Raw genomic sequence first — 21,481 nt, forward strand, 5'->3', positions numbered from 1 at the left:
CACCCATTAGCTAACTATATAAAACTCTACTTACAACGAAAAGCTATTCATAGATATAATGGTGGTATAGGTTCCTAAATAAGAAAAGGCCGAGACAAATTCAAACGACTTTGTCTCAGCGTCTCTTCCTATTTACTATTAACAGGTCTTTTAGGCGTATATACTTTGTAGCTATTTTTGTCCTTCTTTTTAATATCATACATCGCAACATCCGCCTCATAAATAAGCTGTTCTGTCTTCCTGTTCCCCATTAAAGTCGAGCTTATACCAACACTTGCTTTTACATCGATTAACATTGCATCTTCGTTAAAAGGGTGTTCCTTCATAGCTCGCAGCACTCCTAAACCCCTCTCCTCTACCTCATCAAACGTTTGAAAGGTTTGCCATGCATAAAATTCATCTCCCCCAACTCTTGCAGCCTCACTATCGCCATTAAACACACTCGTTAAGATCCATGCGACATGCTTCAAAAATTCATCCCCGATATGATGACCGTATGTATCGTTTACCGATTTGAACCCATCTAAGTCGATAATAAATATAGCGACATGTTCTGCTGTCTGTAATTGCTTCTCCATTCGTTCATAAAATGCTCGTCTATTCGGTAGCTGTGTTAACGGGTCATGATAAGCTAAAAACCGTATTGTCTTTTCTGCTTCATATCGTTCGTCTACATCCTGAATAATTATAAGCGCGTGCGGTAGGAGATCGATACGTACGAAGTCACTATCTACTAGGACATATCTTTCTTCCCCTTGTCGGTTAACAAGCTTTGTTTCATAGTTCTTTAAGTTTGTTAACGTCGTGTACATAGTTGCAAATACCTCATCCCACTCCATTCTTCTTTTCTCCGCTATATATTCATGAAGAACACGGTTATTTTCGAGCTGCAAAAGATTTGTAGCTGCCGGGTTCGCACTGCTTATTTTCCCTCTTTCATCGACTACTAAAATTGCTAATGGATTCATTTCATAAAGCGTTTTAAATCTCGTGCCATACGTTTCTAAAAATTCCATTTTACTAATTGCATATACCATCGCAACGACCCATATAATCCCTGAGTAAATATAGGAATACGGGGGCAATATGCCACGAAGCTGGATAAACCCGAAAACAACTACCCAAATGATACAAATAACGGAAAAAATAAAGAGAGTAAAATAAATTCTTTTTTTCTCCGGTTGCTTTTGTTTGCGCCAACTAAAGTAAAGAGCGATAGCGACAAGCGCCCCAAAAAAGCTGGCGACACTCATGGTAATGAGGTAATTCGCATTAAAAACTGGATAAATCCAGTACCCAACCTGATTAAATTCTTGACTATTTATCACATTACTTTGTGTGGTGAACGTTAAAATAATTGGTATAACACCTATATAAAAAATCCATGGATATAAAAATCGCGGCATTTTTTTATAAAATCCTGAGAACTTTGCAAAGAAATGAATAAATACACCAGGTATTAAGATGCCAAAATTTCCGAACCAATAGGCGACAATCGCCGGGCTATTCTCCATTGGAGAAAGATGTCGCACAAACTCCCCCATAAAAAGTCCAAGGTACAAAAACATATAGACTGCTAATAACACATGCTCTGTTCGTTTAATATTTCTAACTAAAATTGTTACCGCTAAGTAAAACAATAAGAAGGAAGGAAATAAATAAGCGAAGGTATAGATGATAACCGGGGTCATTCGTAGATCCTCCTTATTGTGTGCTTATACTATTACATTAATTTGTTCGACATACTTCCTCATAATCCTTCTTTTTATGAGCATTTGTTTTTCGTTTTTCTTCATTTCTGGGTAGAATATAGGAGGAAAGAAGGGATATTATGAACGTCTACAGTCACATATACTCGTTTAAAGGAACTCATTATGATTTTGGCATAGAACAAAGTAAGCATTTACGTCAAACGCCACTCCTACAAAATCGTAAAAAACAGTGGGATAAGCGATCTAGACACTTTCGCTTTATTCGATCTGATGTGGAAGAGGCACTAAGGACGATTGCACCTGGAATTTGGGAAGAGCTTACTGGCCTTTCAGATGGACTTCACATTTCGATGGATGAAGCAATAAAGAACTTCGGGGGATATTATATGGAGATAGAGCGAAGCGGGTGCTCTATTTACGCAGATACAAGCTTCCTCGTCCGAAATTATGATAGTCACCCTCTCGGCTACGAAGGTCGCTTTTCCTTATTTAATCCGACTGACAAAGGCTATGCCTCCATTGGTCCTACCATGCAGGTAACTGGTCGCACCGACGGGATGAATGAAAAGGGTCTCTCGATCGGCTATAACTTCGTTAATCGCCGTAATCGCAACAATGGCTTCTTATGTAATATGATTGCTCGGATTGTATTAGAAAACGCAGCTACCGTTGACGAGGCTGTTCAACTCCTTAAAGAGCTACCTCATCGTAACTCATTTAATTATGTGGTATCAGATGGCGTTAACGAGCCAATGATTGTAGAAGCATCACCGGAAGGATTTGCTACTCGCACCGGTTTCTCGTGTACAAATCATTACGACTTGTTACTTAAAGAAAATCGGTACCGTACAGATGATTCAGAGAATCGCCATGCCGTTTTACAGCAACACCCTAACCTTGAAGGTTTTGATGCCTTTAAGCTATTAAATAATGAGCACGACGGTGTATTTTCTAAAAAATACGATGCTTCTGCAGGAACCTTGCACACGGCCGTTTATTTTACGAAGGAGCAAAAGGTAGGATTTGCGCTAGGTGGTAACAGGCTTCCGCTTATGATTGACTTTGGTGCTTGGTTGCGCGGTAAAAAAATGCACGCGACAAAAGTGAAAGGTGCGATTGACTCTACTAATCCATTCGTAAGCATGCTCACTCTTTAGACCACGAGCAACTCATATGTACCCAAAAAGAAAAGGCCTCCCTAAAGGGAGACCTTTTTATATTCGACTATTGCTTGTTAACGTTAGCAGCTTGTGGGCCACGCTGACCTTGCTCGATGTCGAATGTTACAGCTTGACCTTCTTCAAGAGTCTTGAAGCCGTCGCCTTGGATAGCGGAGAAGTGTACGAATACATCGTCTTGTCCTTCTACTTCGATAAATCCAAAACCTTTTTCTGCGTTAAACCATTTTACTGTACCTTGAGTCATTACAAATTCCTCCTGTGTGAGTTCCCTCACGATTTATTACTAGTTGAGCTCTTCATTTATTCGTGCAAGAGGAAATAACTATTTAAAGCTTTACTCTCTTTCAGTCATATCCGAACCTCAATAAGCTTTCTTTAGTATAGTACACATCCCCTAAAAAAGATACCCCTTTTCCAAAAAAAAATTTTTTACGGTAATTCGTTCCCTGCTGATCGGTATAGCTCATACCATTCTTCCCGTGTAAGCTCGACCTCAGATGCTTTGGAAATATCCTTTAAACGTGACGTATTCATCGTCCCTACAATTGGTTGCACACTTAGCGGTAATCGAAGTAACCAAGCGATTGCGATTGCAGAATCTGTTACTCCTTTTTTATCAGCTAACTCTTGAAGCGTTTTGTTTAAATTAGGAAAATCTTCATTCCCCATAAACGTGCCTTCGATCATTCCATATTGGAACGGTGACCAAGCTTGAATCGTCATGTTATGCAAACGACTATATTCCATAATCCCAAGATCACGATTAATAGCTTCTCGGTTATACATGTTGACGTTAAAGGAAGCATCAATCATTGGTGTATGCATAACGCTAAGCTGCACTTGGTTGATTAATAGCGGTTCTCTCACATACGCTTTCAAGAGCTCCATTTGACCTGGATGCTGATTGCTAACACCAAAGTACGCTACTTTCCCATCTTCCTTCAGTCTCGTAAATGCCTCTGCAACCTCTTCTGGCTCCATGAGTGCATCTGGTCTATGTAAAAGTAACACATCTAAATAATCCATCTCTAACCTTTTTAAACTCTCTTCTACAGATGTGATGATATGTTCTTTCGAAAAATCAAAGAATCCTTTTCGAATACCACACTTGGACTGGACAATCATTTTTTCTCGCAAAGACGGTGTATCTTTGATGGCGCTTGCAAAAACTCTTTCTGAATTTCCTTTTCCATATATGTCTGCATGATCAAACAATGTGATGCCTACGTCAAGAGCTGTATCTATTACATGACGAGCGTCCTTCGCGGATAAGGAATCCATTCTCATACATCCTAATCCTACTTCCCCTGTTTGTACTTGGCTCGTGCCTAGTTGAATCTGTTTCATCTCTTCTCACCCCTTCAAATAAGTAACGTACCTTTCTAGTTTACTGGCTTTTTTTCAATCTGTCGATTTCCTCCCCCCCCCTCTTTTGTTGACTAAAAAGAAACACGTAGACATCGCTACGTGTTTCTCTTATTGTTTTGCCGAAAATAAGGCATGAATATCTTCGATTGGCATCGGTTTATAATAGTAAAAGCCTTGTATAACATCACACGTTGTTCGCTGTAAGAATTGGAGCTGTGATTCTGTTTCTACACCCTCCGCTACAACCGTGCTACCTATTTTGTCCGATAGTATAATTAACCCCTCTAGCACGTCCTCCGATTTTTTATCAATACCAATTTGACGAATAAAGGAAGCATCTAACTTGATTTTTTCCGCATTAATCTCTGTTAAGTAAATGAAATTAGAGTAGCCTTTTCCGAAGTCATCAATCGCAATTTTCACGCCTGCTTGTCTAAGGCGATCCAGCTGATAAAGAATGTCGTCTGATGTCACGAGCTCTGCACTCTCTGTTAGCTCAATTTCAACTGTCTGCGAGGGGAACTGCGCAGCCTTTACTGTCTTTTCAAAAAACGTAATAAATGCATGGTCGTGCAGGAGTTGCGTCGGCATGTTAATAGAGAGGCTTCCTTTGTAATCATGCTTTTCTCTCAATATATGCAGTTCTCTAAACGTATCATGAACGAGTTTCTTTGTAAGTAAATCAATATGACCACTTTCCTCAAGGAGCGGTATAAATTCTGCTGGCGATATGGCTCCGAGCCTCTCATCGCTCCACCTTGTCAGTGCTTCAAGCGTAACAATCTCCCCTGTATGAAGATTCACCTGCGGCTGATACACGAAGAAAATATCGGACGTCTTTACCGCATCAAAAAAAGCATGTAGGAGCTGATTTTTATAAGCAAGGTTCTTTTTGATCTCTTCATTGTACATGCAAATTAATACTTTCTTCCGCTTCGCTTCATTAAGTGCTGTATCGGCCATACTTAATAATGCTTCTACCTTCGTCGCATGGAATGGATAGTGACTGATTCCTACGTGGACAGAAGGAGTATAGGATTTATCGTTGTCTAATCGAATTGGCTTTTGCACTTCGTATAGAAGGTGACTCGTAAAGCTTCGACAGCCATCATCCTTGGGAGAACCTTCATAAAGAATAACAAATTCATCTCCACCAAACCTTGCGACGTACCCTCCCCCCTGACACGTATAGCGAATGCGCTTTGCGATCTCTTTGACTAGCTCATCGCCTTTTGCATAGCCGTAAAGATTATTCAGAGTTTTAAACTGATCAATATCAATAAAAAGTAACGAAAACTCTTGAGTAGGTTTTGCTACTTCAAACTTCTCTTCCGCCACCTGATAAAATTTCTTTCTGTTAGGTAGCTTCGTCATTTCATCATAATAAGCAGCGTGATACAGCCTGTCCTCCACCTCTTTACGCTCGTGTATGTCTTGGAAATAAAAGGCTAATCCACCTTCATCATGTGGATACACCCGCACACTGTACCACGTATGATGTGCCGGATAATAAGCTTCAATCTCCTGTCGCTCTCTTGTTTCCATCGCTCGTCTATAAGTTAATTCAAACGGTGTCCCATGGAGATTCGGATACATGAGCCACATATCATTTCCACGAAGCTCCTCAACAGACTTACGAAGCATGCTTGCGGCATGGGCATTCACGTAGGTCATTCTCCACATTTTGTCCACTGCAAAGAACCCGTCGTTCATGCTTTCTAGCACATCAATAACCTGACTTTCATAGCTTACAAGTGCGGTTACATCTTTGTACCGAATAAGTCCACACCGCTCTCCCTCATGGATAAAAGCCGTGATTCGAATCTCATACCATACGATATCTTCCTTTTGCTGGTACGGATTAATTTGCTTAATGTCTGTTAGCTTGCCCTTTAAAAGGAGTTGCACTCGTTCTTGGAGGTAACACTCATTCGCCAATTCTAAGTTTTTTACATAGTCGCTCCCGAGCCTTGCTTTAACAGGAGCATTCTTCTCAGATGATCGTTCCTCTTCATTTGTTGTATTGACCATGATCACTTTGCCAAATCGATCAATTATTGCTGCTTCCTCTTCAAGTGCATGCAGAATAGATAAATTGATCAGATCGCTTTTTACCTTCTCTTGGCGCATTATTCCCCCACCTCCTGCTACATCTCTAGACGCACGAAATAATTCTTTTTGCTACATTATACTCGCTCTTATTTCAGCAGTAAATATAAATTCCACAAATTACACGAACACACGTTCTTGATATAGGTATTTTTTTATTGTATGATGAAAAAAAATGAGCTTGGAGGAGTCCATAATGAAAAAATCCATCTTTTTAATTGATATGCAGTCCTTTTTTGCCTCTGTTGAAAAAGCGAAGATTCCTCATGCCATCGATAAGCCTCTCGTTGTTTCTGGAGATCCATCGAGACGCTCCGGTGTCATTTTAGCAGCTTGCCCATTGGCCAAACGTTTAGGCGTCGAAAATGGCGAACGTCTCTTTGACGCCCAGCAAAAGTGCCCTGATCTCATGGTCGTGGCTCCACACATGCAGGACTATATTGATCACTCCCTAGCTATTACTGAAATCTTAGAGGCCGTAACAGACCTCGTCGAACCGTACAGTATCGATGAACAATTTATGGATGTCACCCATTCTCAAAAGCTATTTGGCACTCCTTTAGAAATCGCAAAGTATGTGCAAGGCAAAATTTTTCGTCACTTGGGCGTGCGCGCCCGCATCGGAATAGGCGAAAATAAAGTATTAGCCAAAATGGCGTGTGACACGTTTGCTAAAAAGAATGAAGAAGGCATCTTTACACTTACACAAGAAAATATAGAAGAAGTATTATGGCCACGCCCTATTAATGATTTGTTTCGCGCTGGTGCCAAGATGACGCGACATTTACGTGTAAGAGGCGTCCAAACGATCGGAGACTTCGCTGCCATGTCGCCTGAGGATATACGAAAACGCTTTGGGATACACGGGCAAGTCCTCTGGATGAACGCACGTGGAGTTGACTACTCCCCCGTGTCCCCACACACAATGAGTGGACAAAAAGCGATCGGAAACGGGATGACCTTACCCCGTGATTACACAACGAAGCGCGATATTAAACTTGTACTATTAGAGCTTTGCGAGGAAGTGTGTCGACGCGCAAGAGAAGGCTCTCTGCTCGGTCAGACAATTTCCGTTGGTGTCACAACCAGCTATGAACTTCGCACTGGTTTTCACAGGCAAATGACGATGGAACGTCCAACAGCCATCACAATGGAAGTATTTGCGTACGTATGTAAGCTATTTGACCAGCATTGGAATGGACTTCCCGTAAGGCGTTTGCACATTTCTCTCTCCAAGCTATCATCTGATAAGCAGATACAGCTCAGCTTGTTCGATGATGGGAATCGCGAAAAACATCATAAGCTTGGCTATGTAATGGATACAGTGAATAAAAAATACGGAAAGACATCTTTAATTCGAGCATCTTCTTTGCAAGAGGCCAGTCAAGTGAAAGAACGCGCTGCTAAAATAGGAGGTCATTACAAATGAGCGATTATTTAAAACGTGGCAACCTTATGTGGGAGGGTAGCCGTATGATGTTACACGAGCACGTCTCTGCGCTGCGATCACACCGCGCTGATCAACAACGTTTACCTAGACCTGCGCTTAGCGAAGAGGATTTGACGGAATTCGGCACGTCCCTACTCGCCTCCTACACCCATCACATAGAGCTTCATGTGACGTATTGGGAGGACGGGATAGCCTATCATATTTCAGGTGTAGTCACCTCTTTAAACCCTTATACAAAATCCTTTCTTCTCTCCGATACACGGATCGAGATTAGGAATCTTATGCGCGTAGAAAGATTGTGAGGTACACTAAAAAAAGGAGGGATATGTATGACACATCACACGATAGCATTAAAAAAGGAACATTTACGCGGATCTTTTAATAAAGACAGACAGCCAATTGTAACGATTGAGTCTGGCGACACGTTTTCTGTCACAACTCCAGACATTGAATGGGGCTATTCTCCGAATAAAGGAGAGCCCCGTAAGATTTATGAGCCTGCGCAAAAAGAGGCAAATCCAATTCATCCCATGATTGGACCAATCGCCATCAGTGGCGCAAAAACAGGCATGGTTGTAGAAATAAAAATAAAGCGTATAAGTCCTGGCTGGTACGGGAGAAATTGGGCCGGAGGCGGATCAAACTATCAAAACGAGGCGGTTGGGATTAGTCAGGAGCCAAAGCTTACAGTCGACTGGCTTATAGAAGATGGTTTCGTAAAAACGACGCTTAGTAATAAGCCGTTTGCGCTTCACGCACGTCCCTTTTTAGGTCTAATTGGTCTTGCGCCAGGAGTCGATGGAACGCATATTACGTCACCACCACGGAGGACCGGCGGAAATATTGACTGTAGAGAGCTGATTGAATCAAGTAGCTTATTTTTACCAGTAGAGGTTGATGGGGCGCACGTGTACGTTGGAGATGGACACGCCTTACAGGCAGACGGGGAAACAAGTGGGACAGCCATTGAATGTCCAACAAACACGACACTTGAGGTAACCTTACATACCGGGACGCTTCAAGCACCGATGGCAAAAACACCGACAGAGATGCTCTTTTTTGGGTTCGACGAAGACCTAAATCTCGCGACCCAACAAGCACTAGGATCAGCCGTTACTTATTTAGAAGAGGAGTATCAAATTACTCGAACAGAAGCAATGGCGCTGTCGAGCACCGTTGTCGATTTACGCATCACACAAATTGTAAATGGGGTAAAAGGCGTGCACGCAGCCATTCAACACGACGCCATTAAAAAGACGTTCCTAGAATAATAGATAGGAACGTCTCGCCAAAGTGGCTACTTTTCACGGGTTGAATACGTTTTTATTGTTTGAGTAGCTCGGTCATGAAGCTTTGCTCGGCTACGCGCCCACTCTCGGCGGAGCTTCACGGAAAAAGCAAAGATAATAGACACAAGAACTACTAATATGATGATAAGAAAAATCATGAACGTCACCCTTTGAGAATAATAGTGAACGAGCTTGCGAAAACAATCACAAGCAGTCCCAAAACAATCTAAAACAGGGGAAGGACGGTCATCTATGATGAGTCGATACCACTGCTGTGCAACCTGCACACACTTCCAAATAAAAAAATCTCCAAATGGAATGATATCTATGTGCAAACGACTTGGCTTCGAAACAAAAACGGACTATCAGTTTGATTGCTGGGTGCCAAGAGAAGATATTAAACGAAAAATGGAGAAAGAAAGCGAAAATTACTAGAAAAAGGAACATACGTTCTTTCTTTAAGTATAGCATGGCTCATCAAAAGATGCTAGGTCAAAATATCTTTTGGTGAAGAGGCGCACACCTATCCTCTTTACGCATAGTATGGGCATGTAAGGAGGAGATAAGAATGTATGAGAATGGACAGTATAGGAATGGATATGGGTACACGGAGCCTCATTCGATGGCAGTGCAAGGACAAGGGCAAGGATACGGGATGAACATGCAAGGAAATAGCCCGATGGTGCAAGGGCAAATGATGCAACAAGCTCAAGGAGGTCCGCACATCAAAGACCTCTGCAAGCAGTACTCCATGCACTTTGTTCAGTTGCAAATGACAGATGGCACGACACAAGAAGGAATTATCATTAATCAAGATGATGATACCATCACGTTACTCATGCCAGAGGAGGATCAAAGAGAGCAAGCTCATCAAGGCGATATGCGGCAGCCATGGTATGGTGGCGGTCCCGGCTACGGCTATGGTTATGGTTACGGGGTACCACGAAGATTCAGACGATTCTATCGACGAACACTTCCGTATTATTTGATTGGCTCTCTGCTCTTCCCATATTTTTATTAAAAGACGACAAACGCCCTTTGCTGGCTAATTAACCAGCAAAGGGCGTTTGTCTAATCGTTAGCTTTCGTCCGTATCAATATTAATAGCAACTTTGCCAAGCTGCTCTCCACGCTCTAAATACTGGAGAGCTTCTTTTGCTTTAGATAAAGGAAAAACACGGTCAACGACAGGCTTAATATTATGCTTACTAATAAACGATAGCATGGCACGATATTCTTCATGACTTCCCATCGTGCTACCTAATAAATTAAACTGTCCGTAAAAGAAATCGCGAAGATTAAACGTCACTTCGTCTCCAGCTGAGGCCCCAAACATAACGAGTGTCCCACCTTTACGAAGCTGCCCGAGCGATTTATGAAACGTAGCCGCTCCAACCGATTCGATGACGACATCTACTTTTTCGCCTTCTAATTGATGATCCCAATCCCCTTCGCTATCAATAGCAGCGTCCGCTCCAAGCGAGAGGGCCTGCTCGCGCTTTTCTTTTGAACGTGACGTCACAATCACACGTGCACCAATCTTTTTAGCAAAAAGGAGTAAAAATGTGACCGCACCACTACCTACGCCAGGAAGTAAAATCGTTTGAGAGGATTGAAGCTTCGCACGCGTCACAAGCGCTCTATAAGCTGTTAAAGCAGCGAGTGATAACGTCCCAGCCTCAAGAAAACTTAAATGCGGTGGCTTTAGTTCAAGCGTAGATTCGGGCACGACAATAGATTCTGCAATTGTCCCATGATCAGGCAAACCTAAAATTTCAAAGCCTTCAGGTGGGGCATCAGATTCTTCCTCCCAGCCGATACCAGGATTAATAATGACCTCCTGCCCTACAGTAAAGCGGCTAACACCATCTCCTACTTCTTCCACGACTCCCGCTCCATCAGAACCGACAATAAGACCTTCATCCTCTGTCGAATGACGACTTAGAATAAAAATATCACGGTGGTTAAGTCCAGCCGCTTTTAAACGAATTTTTACAAACCCAGGCTTTACCTGTGCTTCTTCTATATCTCTAACTGCTACGCCATCAAATCCAGCGTGCGCCTCATGTACAAGAGCTTTCATCATTCCACCTCACCATTTATTTTAGCTATACGTTCCATTATACTATAGATAGGGAATAGGTAAAAAGAAGAGGCTTTCATTCTGTCCCAGAAAGAAAGTCTGCACATACTTAATTTGCATCTGGAGGTGCTACCTTGGTCGATATTATTGTTTGGGTTGTTATTATCGCATTATTTGTATTAAGCTTTATTGGTCTATTATATCCGGTTATACCATCTGTATTAGTTATTTGGGGCGCAGTTATTTTGTACGCCTTTTTAATTGATGGGTCACAGATCAGCTGGTGGACATGGTCCTCCTTCGCGGTATTAACCATCGCAATTTTTGTGGCTGACTATATAGCCAGTATGTATTTCGTTAAAAAATACGGTTCCTCTAAGCACGGCATGACAGCTGCAACAATCGGACTTATTGTAGGTAGCTTTATCATTCCACCATTTGGAATTTTTATCGTACCGTTTGTCCTTGTTTTATTAACAGAAGTGGCTCAGCGTAAGTCCATGACAGAATCGGCAAAAGTGGCAGTTGGCACGCTATTAGGCTTTTTAGCAAGTACGTTTGCCAAAGGAGTTATTCAAGCCATCTTAATTGGAATCTTCTTGGTCGATGTATTGATTTTTTAAATTGAGGTGACAGCATAGAATGGAAAGTGCACTACACAAACATTTAAAGCACCAAGGTCTACTTTGGCTCAGGCAAAAAACGAAGGACCTTTGCGCAACCGAGGTTAAACTCGTATATCGTCGTAAAAAACTAAAAGCAGACGTCATGGGGATTGATGTAAAGCAAAAGCAATCGCGCATTATTGAAGTTAAAGCATCGCGCTCTGATTTTCTTCGCGACGAAGTATTAACAGCGGACTACGGCTACCACCACCTATCTACGTACAGTTATTTATTAACGCCTGTCGGGCTCTTAAAAAAAGAAGAGATCCCAACAGGTTACGGTCTATTAGAGATAGATGATTACGATCGTATTTCCGTAGTTAAAAAACCAATAAAAAACGTCGCTCCGAAGCTTCGTTTAGAGACACTCATTAAGCGAGCAGGTAGAGCCGCTACAAACGCTTTTGTATTCCAACAGGAATCTCTACAAATAAAAGACCCTACCGAAGATTATTTTGCTAAGGACCCCGTAGCTCATTTAGTTAGAGCAACCTGCCCATCCTGCAAACAGCGGCACAACTATTTTATTTATCACAACCAAGAAAGCGTGCCCTGTCAAAAGAAATCGTGTAGCAATCCTATTGATTTAACAAAAGCTCGTACGCATCGAGTCACTTCTTATAATAAACACTTTTATGACCAATTAACGGACGCACTCCGTAAACAAGACTAAAAAAAGGCGAAGCACCTGCTCTGATAGAGCGTGCTCGCCTTTTTTGCAAACAAAACCACTATTCTTCTCTAAAAAATCCAATATCATCAATAACAAGTCGACCAGGTCCGTCGGAGAATTGCCATGTGATGCTCTCCAAGTCCTCCACACTTGCTTCGGCTTCTTCAAGCATCATAATTGGAATAAAGTACGTTTGGAAAGCTGGTTCAATCGCTTCCTCATACTTGCCATCACGAGTGATATCTTCTAGGAAAGGATATCTCGTATACTGCGTCCATATAGACGGTGGAATCGGTTGAAGCGCGTCCACGCTTATCGATACTTCTCCACCATCATTAAGAGAAAAAACGAGCTCGAGAGAAGGATCTGTCTCACCTGTGTAGGGAGCCTCAAGCTCTTTGTCCATCTGGGCCATGGAGAAAGAGAAGTATTCCACAGAGTCAGCATCAGTTACATAACTCTCTGGTAGTGATAGTGTATAAGACATGTCATCCTCCCACTCCATCACAACCCCATCCGCTGCTTTATTATTACCACCGCGGTCAACTGTAGACGTTTTATCCCATTCCGTAAATCCTTCAGCCGATGCAGTAATTCCTTGTGGGAACTCTTCCACATCATTGTTACGATTAAAAGAGACAAGTCGCTCATACGTCGAATCTACATATCTTGTTACATATTGCGTGCGAGGCAGCCACTCTTCTCCGTGCCTGATATCCATAAATAGAGGCTGGTATTGATCGTTATTATGCAAGGTAACTTCTAAGAAAGCAGAAATAAATACTTTTGCGACCTCACGCTGCTCTTCTGGGTCCATCATTTGTTTGCGCGATAAAAACATCCCACCAGGCAGGCGCATATCCGCTCTTCCCCAGTCCGTATTGAACTGACTATGATTAGCATCCGCAATATACACGGCAGACTTCAAACGATCTAACGAACCAGTAAAGCTCGTGCGACCATACTGCCTGTCGCCTCTAAAATTATTGACATCGCCATCTCGCGCTCCGTGAATCGTTAAGTAATTCACGTCGTTTAACCTTGGACGCTCATCATCAATGCTTACATCCGTTGGCGCAATGGCGACAACAGACTCCACGTTAATGGTTTCAAACCCGTCTAAACTCTCATCGTCTTCAAAGAAACGCTCGTAGTCAGCGACAATTGCTGCCGCTTGACCGCCTCTTGAATGTCCCATAACAGCAACACGACTTAGATCAATCCGATTATAGAATGGATTATTTTCTGAAGCGGTGAAATCCTTAATTTGTAAGAGATGATGCATCATTACCCACGCACGAAGACGATAATTGTCACCTGGAATGCCTGTCCAGTTTGTAAAGTTTAAAAAGTTTTCGTCAATCGAGACCATCGCAATGCCACGTGAGGCTAAAAGCTCCCCTAAGTAGGCGTAGCCAGCATCCGAAAAGTTTTCCATACGATGATTCCCATGCACGATCATTGCTAGTGGAAATGGTCCCTCCCCCTCAGGCATCCACACTCTCCCGTTTAAGGGAAGCTCCGTTTGATCAAAGCCCCAAAATGTCGTACGCCAATCCTTCCACGTTGTTATATAGTCACTCGCATCAATCGATCTCGACAAAAGCTGGACCTCATCGGCAAATTCATCCCGATGGTTGTCACGACCACTGCCGTATGTAAAAGACTGCACGCGATATTCCCCTTCTTCTGCCGGATTCCCAACAGCTAAAGGTGTAATATAATCATTTGCTTGAAACGATGACGTTGATTCAAACTGCTCAATTGTCGGGTGAAAAAAGAGTAAAAAGAGTACCCACGCCACGCTCATCGGAACAGCTATGTATCCAAATTTGGAGCGATAAAGCATACTATTTAACGCAAGCCCAATCATAAGTAAGGTAACGAGGAAAACTCCCGTCATAATAAGAGAGAATGTAAGACCCATACTTGCTTCATCTAACATGTAATAGCAAAGCGCACCGTTATAGATGGTCGCACTGAGAAGCGCTCTTGGGACCGGAAGATACAAAAGGGATAATAGCCATGAGACGGTGACCCCTAAAAGAAAGAGAGCTAGTGCATTTGCTACTATAAAGAGAAGAAGATCAATAAACGTTCCGAGCCCTGTAGGCATAGAGAGCGCGGCAATACTTGCAAGAAAAAAGCTGCCTACAACCATCGCAAGCAGAATACCTAAAGTCTTGCCGTCTCTCGCAAACGTAAGCGTGGAGCGGCGCTTAAACCAGTGAAGCATACGTGTTCGTTTTTTACGTGGTGCTAAATATTCTTGTTCATAAATCGGCATAATCGTTTCTCCATTCTGTCAACACTTGAGTCCATTATAGCAAAAAACTCCCAAAAATACGTATAAACAGCGAAGAAGGCGTGAGAGAGTTTCTCTAACACGCCTACCACTTTAATGAAGCTATAAGCTTAAGCTGTTCCTGTTGATCAGGCATATGCACAGACTGCTTTAGTTCTTTTATAATCCCTGCTTTTGTTCCGACACCAGAAGCAAGTCCATTTAGCCTTGCTGTGAGCATCGCATGATTAAACGCCTCGTGTGTTTTAAAGCACTCCAACAAGGAAAGTGTTACTTTTTTGTAGCGCTTTAAACGATACTTTTGATGATAGTCTTCCGCTAACGTAAAGCTAGTTAGGGGAGCTATTTCCGTTTCTATCAAATGACCCTTCTTCTTTTCCCACTTTTTCATTCGTTCAATCGCTATCTCTTTTTGTCTGTTATTCTCATAAAGGAGGACCGATCTGTATTGACGGTCTCGGTAGCCGTGCTGTTTGCCACTATGGAGATCCCAAAAAAGATCCAGCACCTCTTCCCCCGTTATAATAGAAGGATCGATGTCAATTTGCAGTGTCTCCGAATGATCTCCCATCTCTTTATAGGTAGGATTTTCCGCATTGCCACCCGCATAACCAACTCTCGTTCGCACAACGCCTTTTATATGACCAAACTGGCCATCTGGACCCCAAAATCAACCTAAGCCAAGTGTCCACGTTTCAACTGACATCACAACGACCCCTTTCTTTGATCTAAGGCTACCAAGATCCCACCGTTTTGTCGAGAAAAAAGGGTGGCATAGTCTAAACAAAAAAAAGCAGGAAATCGGTGACATCACCGTTCCCTGCTCTCATTTTAACCATTTAGTCGATCGTCACATCTTGAAGCTGATACAACCCAGAAGCATCTGCCCAGAATCCAGATACATCAGAGCGATATCCCATAATGTGGTCTGGGTGATAGAGGAAAGCAGCCGGACTTTCTTCTATTAAATAGTCCACAGCATCTTCATATAAACCAAATCTAACGTCTTCATCCTGCTCGACACGCGCTTCCTGAAGTAATGCGTCAAACTCTGCGTCCTGATAGAACGATCTGTTACCACTCGCACCAGAGTTCTCCGAATGGAAGAGCATGTGCATTGGATAATCCGCATCCATTGTTCCGAGTGATAGACCTAGGATGAACATATCATGCTCCCCTTGTCCTGTTTGCTCTAAGTAAGCACCCCACTCCACAACTTCAATCTCTGCTTGAATTCCAATCTCAGCGAGGTCCGCTTGCGCAAGCTCTGCTATATCCATACGCTCACGGCTGTCGTTCGTCCAAATCGTTGTTTCGAACCCATCCGCATATCCAGCCTCAGCTAATAGTTCACGAGCCGCTTCAGGATCACGCTCAAGCTGCGTCACATCTGTGCTAAAACCAAACTGCGTATCGTTAATCGGACCGTAAGCAAGCTCTCCAGTGCCTTCTAACACACCCTCCATCATCGCATCCTTACTTAGTGCCATCGAAATTGCACGTCGCACACGGTCATCATCGTATGGCTCTCTTTCTGTGTTAAAGCCTAAGTACGTGATACTCGCTGCGTTACGCTGATAAACTTCCATCGTATCTCCATCGTTTACACGCGCCATATCACTTGGTGTTACCGGATCAATGATATGAGCAGATCCCGTCTCGAGTTCAGAAACTCGGGTTAAATCCTCTGGAACGACTCGGAAAGTGACTGAATCTACATGAGGAAGATCTCCCCAGTAGTCCTCATTTTTCACTAAGCGAAGAGAATCTCCTGGATTCCATTCATCGTATGTAAAGAAGCCAGTACCGATTGGATTTTCGTTAATATAATCACCAGGATTGCCATCTCCATTTTGGAAGTTGTCATAATCTGCTTCGATAACAGCGGGACTAATCATACTAGAAGCATAGTGAGCAAAGTGAGCTGGAAGTGGCGCAAACGGTTCAGACGTATGGAATCGCACCGTCGTGTCATCAATCACTTCCACTTCATCAATAATTTCAAAAAGAATCTTACGAGCAGCGCCAACTTCGTCGTCTAAAATACGATCAATATTTGCCTTTACCGCATCTGCATTAAACGCCTCGCCATCTGTAAAAGTAATACCTTCTTGAAGGGTGAATTCCCACGTACGTTCATCGACATCTACCCACTCAGTAGCAAGGTTGGATTCGAGCTCCATATCATCGTTGAATCGTAGTAAGGTCTCGTAAATGTTTACTTGAATGTTACCGGAGGGTACATCGTTTGAGGTATGAGGGTCTAATCGTGACGCATCTGACAGGACAGCGATGATAAGATCATTCCCATCTGCTACTTCTTCAGACGCTTCCGCTTCCCCCTCATTGTTAGAGGTATTACCTGTTGTATTTGTTGCTGCTCCATCATTATCTGGTTCACTAGCACATGCCGCAAGCAAACTAGCCGATGCAAGAGCCATCATTCCAAATTTCCATTTCCTGCTTACCTTCATTGTCATCACTCCTATGTGTTTTTGTAACATGTGGACTAATGTACTATAAAACTAAAAATGTGTAAAGAATGTTTTTAGAATATTATATTTTTTTAGACCAATCAAAAAGTTCGATTTATTATACAAAAGCTACGTGCTTCAAGGGCTTGTTCTTATTGAGAAACATCGTATAAGCACGACAAAAAAATTATTTTTTATACAAAAGCTATATTTACATTATTATACTTAACAATGATGATCGTGTAATAAATGACAAATAACCAAATATGAGGGGGTAAAAAAGAGAATAGTATAGAGTGAAATTAAGTTTTTATTTTCTAGTTTGTATAGTAGATTAACGAGAAAAAATGGGAAGTAGATGTTTAAAAAAGGCTGAATCCCGACTTTTAAATTGGGAAAGGTAGAGGACGCTCATCGGTAATGAGGTGTTACGCATTAGGGTGCACTTTTTACGTAGTTCATGTGGATTTTCATGTGGTCCTCCTTTAAACCTGCGCAGTTTGGCATTCAACTTGCGCGATTTTTTCTACGTTACGCAGTTGGAGGCTTTTTTCACGCGGTTCACGTAGATTTTCACGCAGTTCTTCTTTCAATCTGCGCATTAACGCCTTCAACTTGCGCGATTTTTTCTGCGTTACGCAGTTGGAGGCCTTTTTCACGCGGTTCACGTTGAATTTCACGCAGTTCTCCTTTCAATCTGCGCATTAACACCTTCTACTTGCGCGATTTTTTCTACGTTACGCAGTCAGGGGCTTTTTTCACGCGATTCACGTTGAATTTCACGCAGTTCTCCTTTCAATCTGCGCATTAACACCTTCTACTTGCGCGATTTTTTCTATGTTACGCAGTTGGAGGATTTTTTCACGCGGTTCACGTAGATTTTCACGCAGTTCTCCCTCCAACCTGCGCAGTTACACCTTCTACTTGCGCAATAAATCGCATGACATAAAAAAAGCCAGGACAATAGACTGACCTAGTCATATGAGACAGTAATAAAACACCCTCTTAGGCTGCCATTTCACCAAACTCTATTGGTGTATGGTAGCCTAATTTTTCCTGGATACGCTCTTCATTATAATACTTCATAAACTGATCTATCCGTTCTTTTACGGCTTCCATAGACAACGAATTAAACTTTACATACTGGAATTCTTCTGATTTTAGGTTTGAATGAAAAGACTCAATGACTGCGTTATCCCAACAGTTTCCCCTTCGGGACATACTACTGATCAAATGTTTCTCTTTCATTAGGTTTTGGTATGCATAAGAAGAATAAACACTTCCTTGATCTGAATGAATCATGACCCCTGTTGGATGACCTCTCTTTTCTAGCGCATCTGTTAAAGTATCCATAACCAAAGGGATCTGCTGGTGTGTATACAGCTTATAAGCGACGATTTGATTATTAAACAAGTCCATAATCGTTGATAAATATAACGTGTCTGCCCCATATTGAATGTACGTAATATCCGTTACCCACTTTTGATTCGGTCTGCTTGCGTGAAACGCTCGCTGTAATAAGTGTGGTGCGACAATGACAGACTCACCTTGAGATTTCCACTTTCTTTTCTTTTTCACTCTACATTGAAGGTGATGCTTCTGCATCATCCGTTGAACCGTATTACGATGTAGCTTGATATGATAGTCGCGTTTTAATAACTCTTTAATTTTACGGTGTCCATATCGGTACTTTGTTTTCTTACATAGGTAGATCATTGTCTTTTCTTCCTTAGATAATGTAACTGGTTCGGCAGATGCCCAGCGGTAATAGGTAGACCTAGGCACGTTTAAGACAGATAGAATAGCTGACACAGTATATTTCCTTCTTAATTTCTGGACTAGTTGGAGGACGATTTCTTTTTCAGCTCCTTTTCGATCTCCAAATACTTTTTTAGGATTTCATTCTCCTGTGTGAGATGCTTCATTTTCCGGTCGTTTTTCTCTACACTCGAATCCTCAGGACCAAGACCATACGTATATTGTTTTCCAATTGGCTGGTCGAATCGATGAATCTGATTTTCACGATACCATTTCATCCACGTCTTGATTTGAGACACATTTTTAACTTCATACTTATCCATGATCTCTCTGTTTGTTAGTTGACCACTCATTTTTTCTTTAACTACCGCCCACTTTACCTCATTTGAATACACGTTTTTGCCCATGCAAAAACACCTCCGAATTAGTACTTTGTTCAAGTGTACCATTTCGAAGGTGTTTTATTGTGTCCCATTAATTTAGGTTAGTCTACAATGTAATCGCTTTTGTCCCAGCTCCTTTAATTATTGAGGGCTATTCTTTAAGTTTTTTCTACGTAAAAACATTTCGCGGCGTTTCTTCATGGCCTTTGTAATGTATCCGCCTTTAAAGCTTCTTGGTTCAAAAGATGCCACAAATGCTTTCTCCTCATAGGCATCAACAATCTGATAAAATTCTTTTTCGCGATCACGACGTGCTGTGCAGTAAAGTAAATACCGTTCTGCTTCAATTCCTTGTACAGTGGAAGTGGATACACTAAATCCAACTTCACGAAGACGGCTTACTAACGCTTCGTTTACACGAGGAATATTAGCTTCAATGGTAACATACCCGATTGCGAGCTTCTCTTCAATTAGAGCACCAATATAAAGTCCAGCACCAAAGCCTAGCGCGTAAGCAGCCATATTAGCGTAATTAGACAAATCACTTAACACGATCCCTATAGCCACCACATAAATAACACCTTCTAACACACCAAGACCAGCTGCTTTTGTTTTCTGCGATTTAACCATCATAATCGTACGCAACGTTAAAATTGGTACGTATAGTATTTGTGCAAGAAAAATGATAATAGGTTCGATCAATGGGAGAACCCCCTTCTTTTAATAACGAATTTCAAATTAATTCTAACAGGCTTTTTAAAAAAAGATAGTAGAATGTCAGTATCCGAGAAAAATTATTATCGACAAATTTCGACAAAATATCATTGCACTTTTATGAAGGCGTATCCAACCTTAAATAAGTCGCATCAATTAGTTAAAAGTCTATAAAATACATAGGTAAAAAGCCAACTACTTTTCACAAAAAAAGAAGAGAAATGTCGAATTAATCCAGACATTCCTCTTCCCTCTATAAATTATTTTAAAATACTATCTATTAGATGTAGCAGCTAAGTGCTCATCAATAATTTGCAGTTGCTTATCCCATTCCTCAACGGAGATGTTGTTACGTGTAACATAACGATTACGAGGGTGCTTGCGACATTCATCCGAACATCCTCCAACATAAAAACGCTCCGTCTCTTCAGAGACAATAATTTGCTTATTACATTCGGGATTCGCACAATTAACGTAGCGCTCACACGGCTCACCAGTATAATAATCACGTCCTACAACGACATGCTCCTCCTGATTTACCGGAACACTAATACGCTCGTCAAATACATAGCACTGACCATCCCACATTTTGCCCTTCACATTAGGGTCTTTCCCATAAGTAACGATTCCGCCATGAAGCTGATTCACATCATCAAACCCCTGGTCAACTAGCCAACCAGAGAATTTTTCACAGCGAACTCCTCCTGTACAATAAGTAAGGATTTTTTTGCCTTCAAACTTCTCTTTATTCTCTTTAAGCCACTGAGGTAGCTCTTTAAAGCTATCAATATCCGGACGAATAGCGCCTCTAAAATGTCCTAGATCATACTCATATTTGTTTCTCGCATCGAGGACGATCGCATCTGGATTTTGAAGCTGTTCATGCCACTCCTCAGGTGTTAAATAATTCCCTGTCGTTTGTCTAGGATCAACGTCCTCTTCGTTTAAACGTAGCGTGACAAGCTCAGGTCTTGGGCGCACATGCATTTTTTTAAACGCATGACCTTCTGACTCATCAATTTTAAACGCCATATCGGCGAAGCGCTCATCCGCTCTCATCGCATCTATATATGTTTGTGTATCTTCGTACGTTCCAGAGACCGTTCCATTGATTCCTTCAGTCGCAACAAGAATACGCCCTTTTAAGTGGTTAGATTTACAAAATTCAACGTGCTCTTGAGCAAATTCTTCTGGGCTATCAATATCCACGTATTTATAGAAAAGTAGTACACGGTATGGTGCTTGTTCCATCTTTCTTTTCCCCTTTCCTTCTTTCACACGAACTAAAAGTACGAAAGACATTATATCAAATTTTTC

At 41.9% G+C, this 21,481-nt stretch carries 19 protein-coding genes and 1 pseudogene; 8 read left to right on the forward strand and 12 right to left on the reverse strand.

Translation table 11 applies throughout. The annotated features are described in order from the left end of the window. Positions 1 to 128 precede the first annotated feature (128 nt). A complete protein-coding gene (locus FLK61_RS11685; protein WP_176009634.1) occupies positions 129 to 1,691 on the reverse strand; it encodes a sensor domain-containing diguanylate cyclase in 1,563 nt (520 codons plus the stop codon). A gap of 140 nt (positions 1,692 to 1,831) precedes the next feature. On the opposite strand from FLK61_RS11685, the gene FLK61_RS11690 reads away from it, so the two are divergent. Beyond that, positions 1,832 to 2,869: a C45 family autoproteolytic acyltransferase/hydrolase gene (locus tag FLK61_RS11690; protein WP_347338959.1), complete on the forward strand. Its 1,038-nt coding sequence runs from the start codon at positions 1,832 to 1,834 to the stop codon at positions 2,867 to 2,869. Between the two features lie 67 nt (positions 2,870 to 2,936). Here the strand turns inward: FLK61_RS11690 and FLK61_RS11695 are convergent, their stop codons facing one another. The 3 genes from FLK61_RS11695 to FLK61_RS11705 form a co-directional block, all read right to left on the reverse strand. Then, positions 2,937 to 3,137, reverse strand: a complete 201-nt coding sequence (locus tag FLK61_RS11695; RefSeq protein ID WP_176009635.1) for a cold-shock protein — start codon at positions 3,135 to 3,137, stop codon at positions 2,937 to 2,939. Between the two features lie 185 nt (positions 3,138 to 3,322). Next, on the reverse strand, positions 3,323 to 4,240 hold the full coding sequence (locus FLK61_RS11700) for an aldo/keto reductase (RefSeq protein ID WP_176009636.1): 918 nt from the start codon (positions 4,238 to 4,240) through the stop codon (positions 3,323 to 3,325). A gap of 129 nt (positions 4,241 to 4,369) precedes the next feature. Further along, a complete protein-coding gene (locus tag FLK61_RS11705) occupies positions 4,370 to 6,391 on the reverse strand; it encodes a putative bifunctional diguanylate cyclase/phosphodiesterase (RefSeq protein WP_176009637.1) in 2,022 nt (673 codons plus the stop codon). A 172-nt stretch (positions 6,392 to 6,563) separates the two neighbouring features. On the opposite strand from FLK61_RS11705, the gene FLK61_RS11710 reads away from it, so the two are divergent. The 5 genes from FLK61_RS11710 (at position 6,564) to FLK61_RS11730 (ending at position 10,130) form a co-directional block, all read left to right on the forward strand. Continuing rightward, a complete protein-coding gene (locus FLK61_RS11710; RefSeq protein WP_249777737.1) occupies positions 6,564 to 7,799 on the forward strand; it encodes a DNA polymerase IV in 1,236 nt (411 codons plus the stop codon). Continuing rightward, the gene (locus FLK61_RS11715) at positions 7,796 to 8,122 is read left to right on the forward strand and encodes a YolD-like family protein (RefSeq protein ID WP_176009639.1); all 327 of its coding nucleotides are present in this window, start codon (positions 7,796 to 7,798) and stop codon (positions 8,120 to 8,122) included. The genes FLK61_RS11710 and FLK61_RS11715 overlap by 4 nt, the downstream gene beginning before the upstream one ends. Positions 8,123 to 8,149: 27 nt before the next feature. Beyond that, on the forward strand, positions 8,150 to 9,091 hold the full coding sequence (locus FLK61_RS11720; RefSeq protein WP_176009640.1) for an acetamidase/formamidase family protein: 942 nt from the start codon (positions 8,150 to 8,152) through the stop codon (positions 9,089 to 9,091). A 270-nt stretch (positions 9,092 to 9,361) separates the two neighbouring features. Further along, the gene (locus FLK61_RS11725) at positions 9,362 to 9,544 is read left to right on the forward strand and encodes a hypothetical protein (RefSeq protein WP_347338960.1); all 183 of its coding nucleotides are present in this window, start codon (positions 9,362 to 9,364) and stop codon (positions 9,542 to 9,544) included. Positions 9,545 to 9,677: 133 nt separating this feature from the next. After that, a complete protein-coding gene (locus FLK61_RS11730) occupies positions 9,678 to 10,130 on the forward strand; it encodes a hypothetical protein (RefSeq protein ID WP_176009641.1) in 453 nt (150 codons plus the stop codon). A gap of 57 nt (positions 10,131 to 10,187) precedes the next feature. Here FLK61_RS11730 and FLK61_RS11735 read toward each other — a convergent pair whose 3' ends face one another. Next, on the reverse strand, positions 10,188 to 11,192 hold the full coding sequence (locus FLK61_RS11735) for a zinc-binding dehydrogenase (RefSeq protein ID WP_176011228.1): 1,005 nt from the start codon (positions 11,190 to 11,192) through the stop codon (positions 10,188 to 10,190). Between the two features lie 134 nt (positions 11,193 to 11,326). On the opposite strand from FLK61_RS11735, the gene FLK61_RS11740 reads away from it, so the two are divergent. Continuing rightward, positions 11,327 to 11,815: a DUF456 domain-containing protein gene (locus tag FLK61_RS11740; RefSeq protein WP_176009642.1), complete on the forward strand. Its 489-nt coding sequence runs from the start codon at positions 11,327 to 11,329 to the stop codon at positions 11,813 to 11,815. Positions 11,816 to 11,834: 19 nt separating this feature from the next. Beyond that, entirely contained in the window at positions 11,835 to 12,530 is a 696-nt protein-coding gene (locus FLK61_RS11745) for a hypothetical protein (protein ID WP_176009643.1), read from the forward strand. Positions 12,531 to 12,588: 58 nt separating this feature from the next. On the opposite strand, the gene FLK61_RS11750 is transcribed toward FLK61_RS11745, so the two are convergent. The 7 genes and pseudogenes from FLK61_RS11750 to trhO all read right to left on the reverse strand — a co-directional run bounded on the left by FLK61_RS11750 (position 12,589) and on the right by trhO (position 21,415). Further along, complete coding sequence (locus FLK61_RS11750; RefSeq protein ID WP_176009644.1) at positions 12,589 to 14,817, reverse strand: DMT family transporter; 2,229 nt, start codon at positions 14,815 to 14,817, stop codon at positions 12,589 to 12,591. A 103-nt stretch (positions 14,818 to 14,920) separates the two neighbouring features. Beyond that, positions 14,921 to 15,493, reverse strand: a pseudogene (locus tag FLK61_RS11755) (peptide-methionine (S)-S-oxide reductase MsrA); the annotation flags it as partial. 181 nt (positions 15,494 to 15,674) lie between these two features. Next, positions 15,675 to 17,309: a glutathione ABC transporter substrate-binding protein gene (locus tag FLK61_RS11760; RefSeq protein WP_176009646.1), complete on the reverse strand. Its 1,635-nt coding sequence runs from the start codon at positions 17,307 to 17,309 to the stop codon at positions 15,675 to 15,677. Between the two features lie 485 nt (positions 17,310 to 17,794). Beyond that, positions 17,795 to 17,989 carry a hypothetical protein gene (locus tag FLK61_RS11765; protein ID WP_176009647.1) on the reverse strand — a complete coding sequence of 65 codons (195 nt, stop codon included), beginning with the start codon at positions 17,987 to 17,989 and terminating at the stop codon, positions 17,795 to 17,797. Positions 17,990 to 18,314: 325 nt separating this feature from the next. Beyond that, positions 18,315 to 19,474 (reverse strand): IS3 family transposase gene (locus FLK61_RS11770; RefSeq protein WP_176009648.1). Its coding sequence is split into 2 segments (ribosomal slippage): positions 18,315 to 19,201 and positions 19,201 to 19,474, totalling 1,161 coding nucleotides; the frame shifts between segments, so codons are not numbered across the junction. Positions 19,475 to 19,591: 117 nt separating this feature from the next. Further along, positions 19,592 to 20,152, reverse strand: coding sequence for a DUF2179 domain-containing protein (locus tag FLK61_RS11775; RefSeq protein ID WP_176009649.1), 561 nt, complete (start codon positions 20,150 to 20,152; stop codon positions 19,592 to 19,594). A 285-nt stretch (positions 20,153 to 20,437) separates the two neighbouring features. Continuing rightward, positions 20,438 to 21,415 (reverse strand): oxygen-dependent tRNA uridine(34) hydroxylase TrhO, encoded by a 978-nt coding sequence (gene trhO / locus FLK61_RS11780; RefSeq protein ID WP_176009650.1) that lies wholly within the window; start codon positions 21,413 to 21,415, stop codon positions 20,438 to 20,440. Positions 21,416 to 21,481 lie beyond the last annotated feature (66 nt).

It is taken from the genome of Paenalkalicoccus suaedae (assembly GCF_006965545.2).
GTDB classification, from domain to species: Bacteria; Bacillota; Bacilli; order Bacillales; family Salisediminibacteriaceae; genus Paenalkalicoccus; species Paenalkalicoccus suaedae.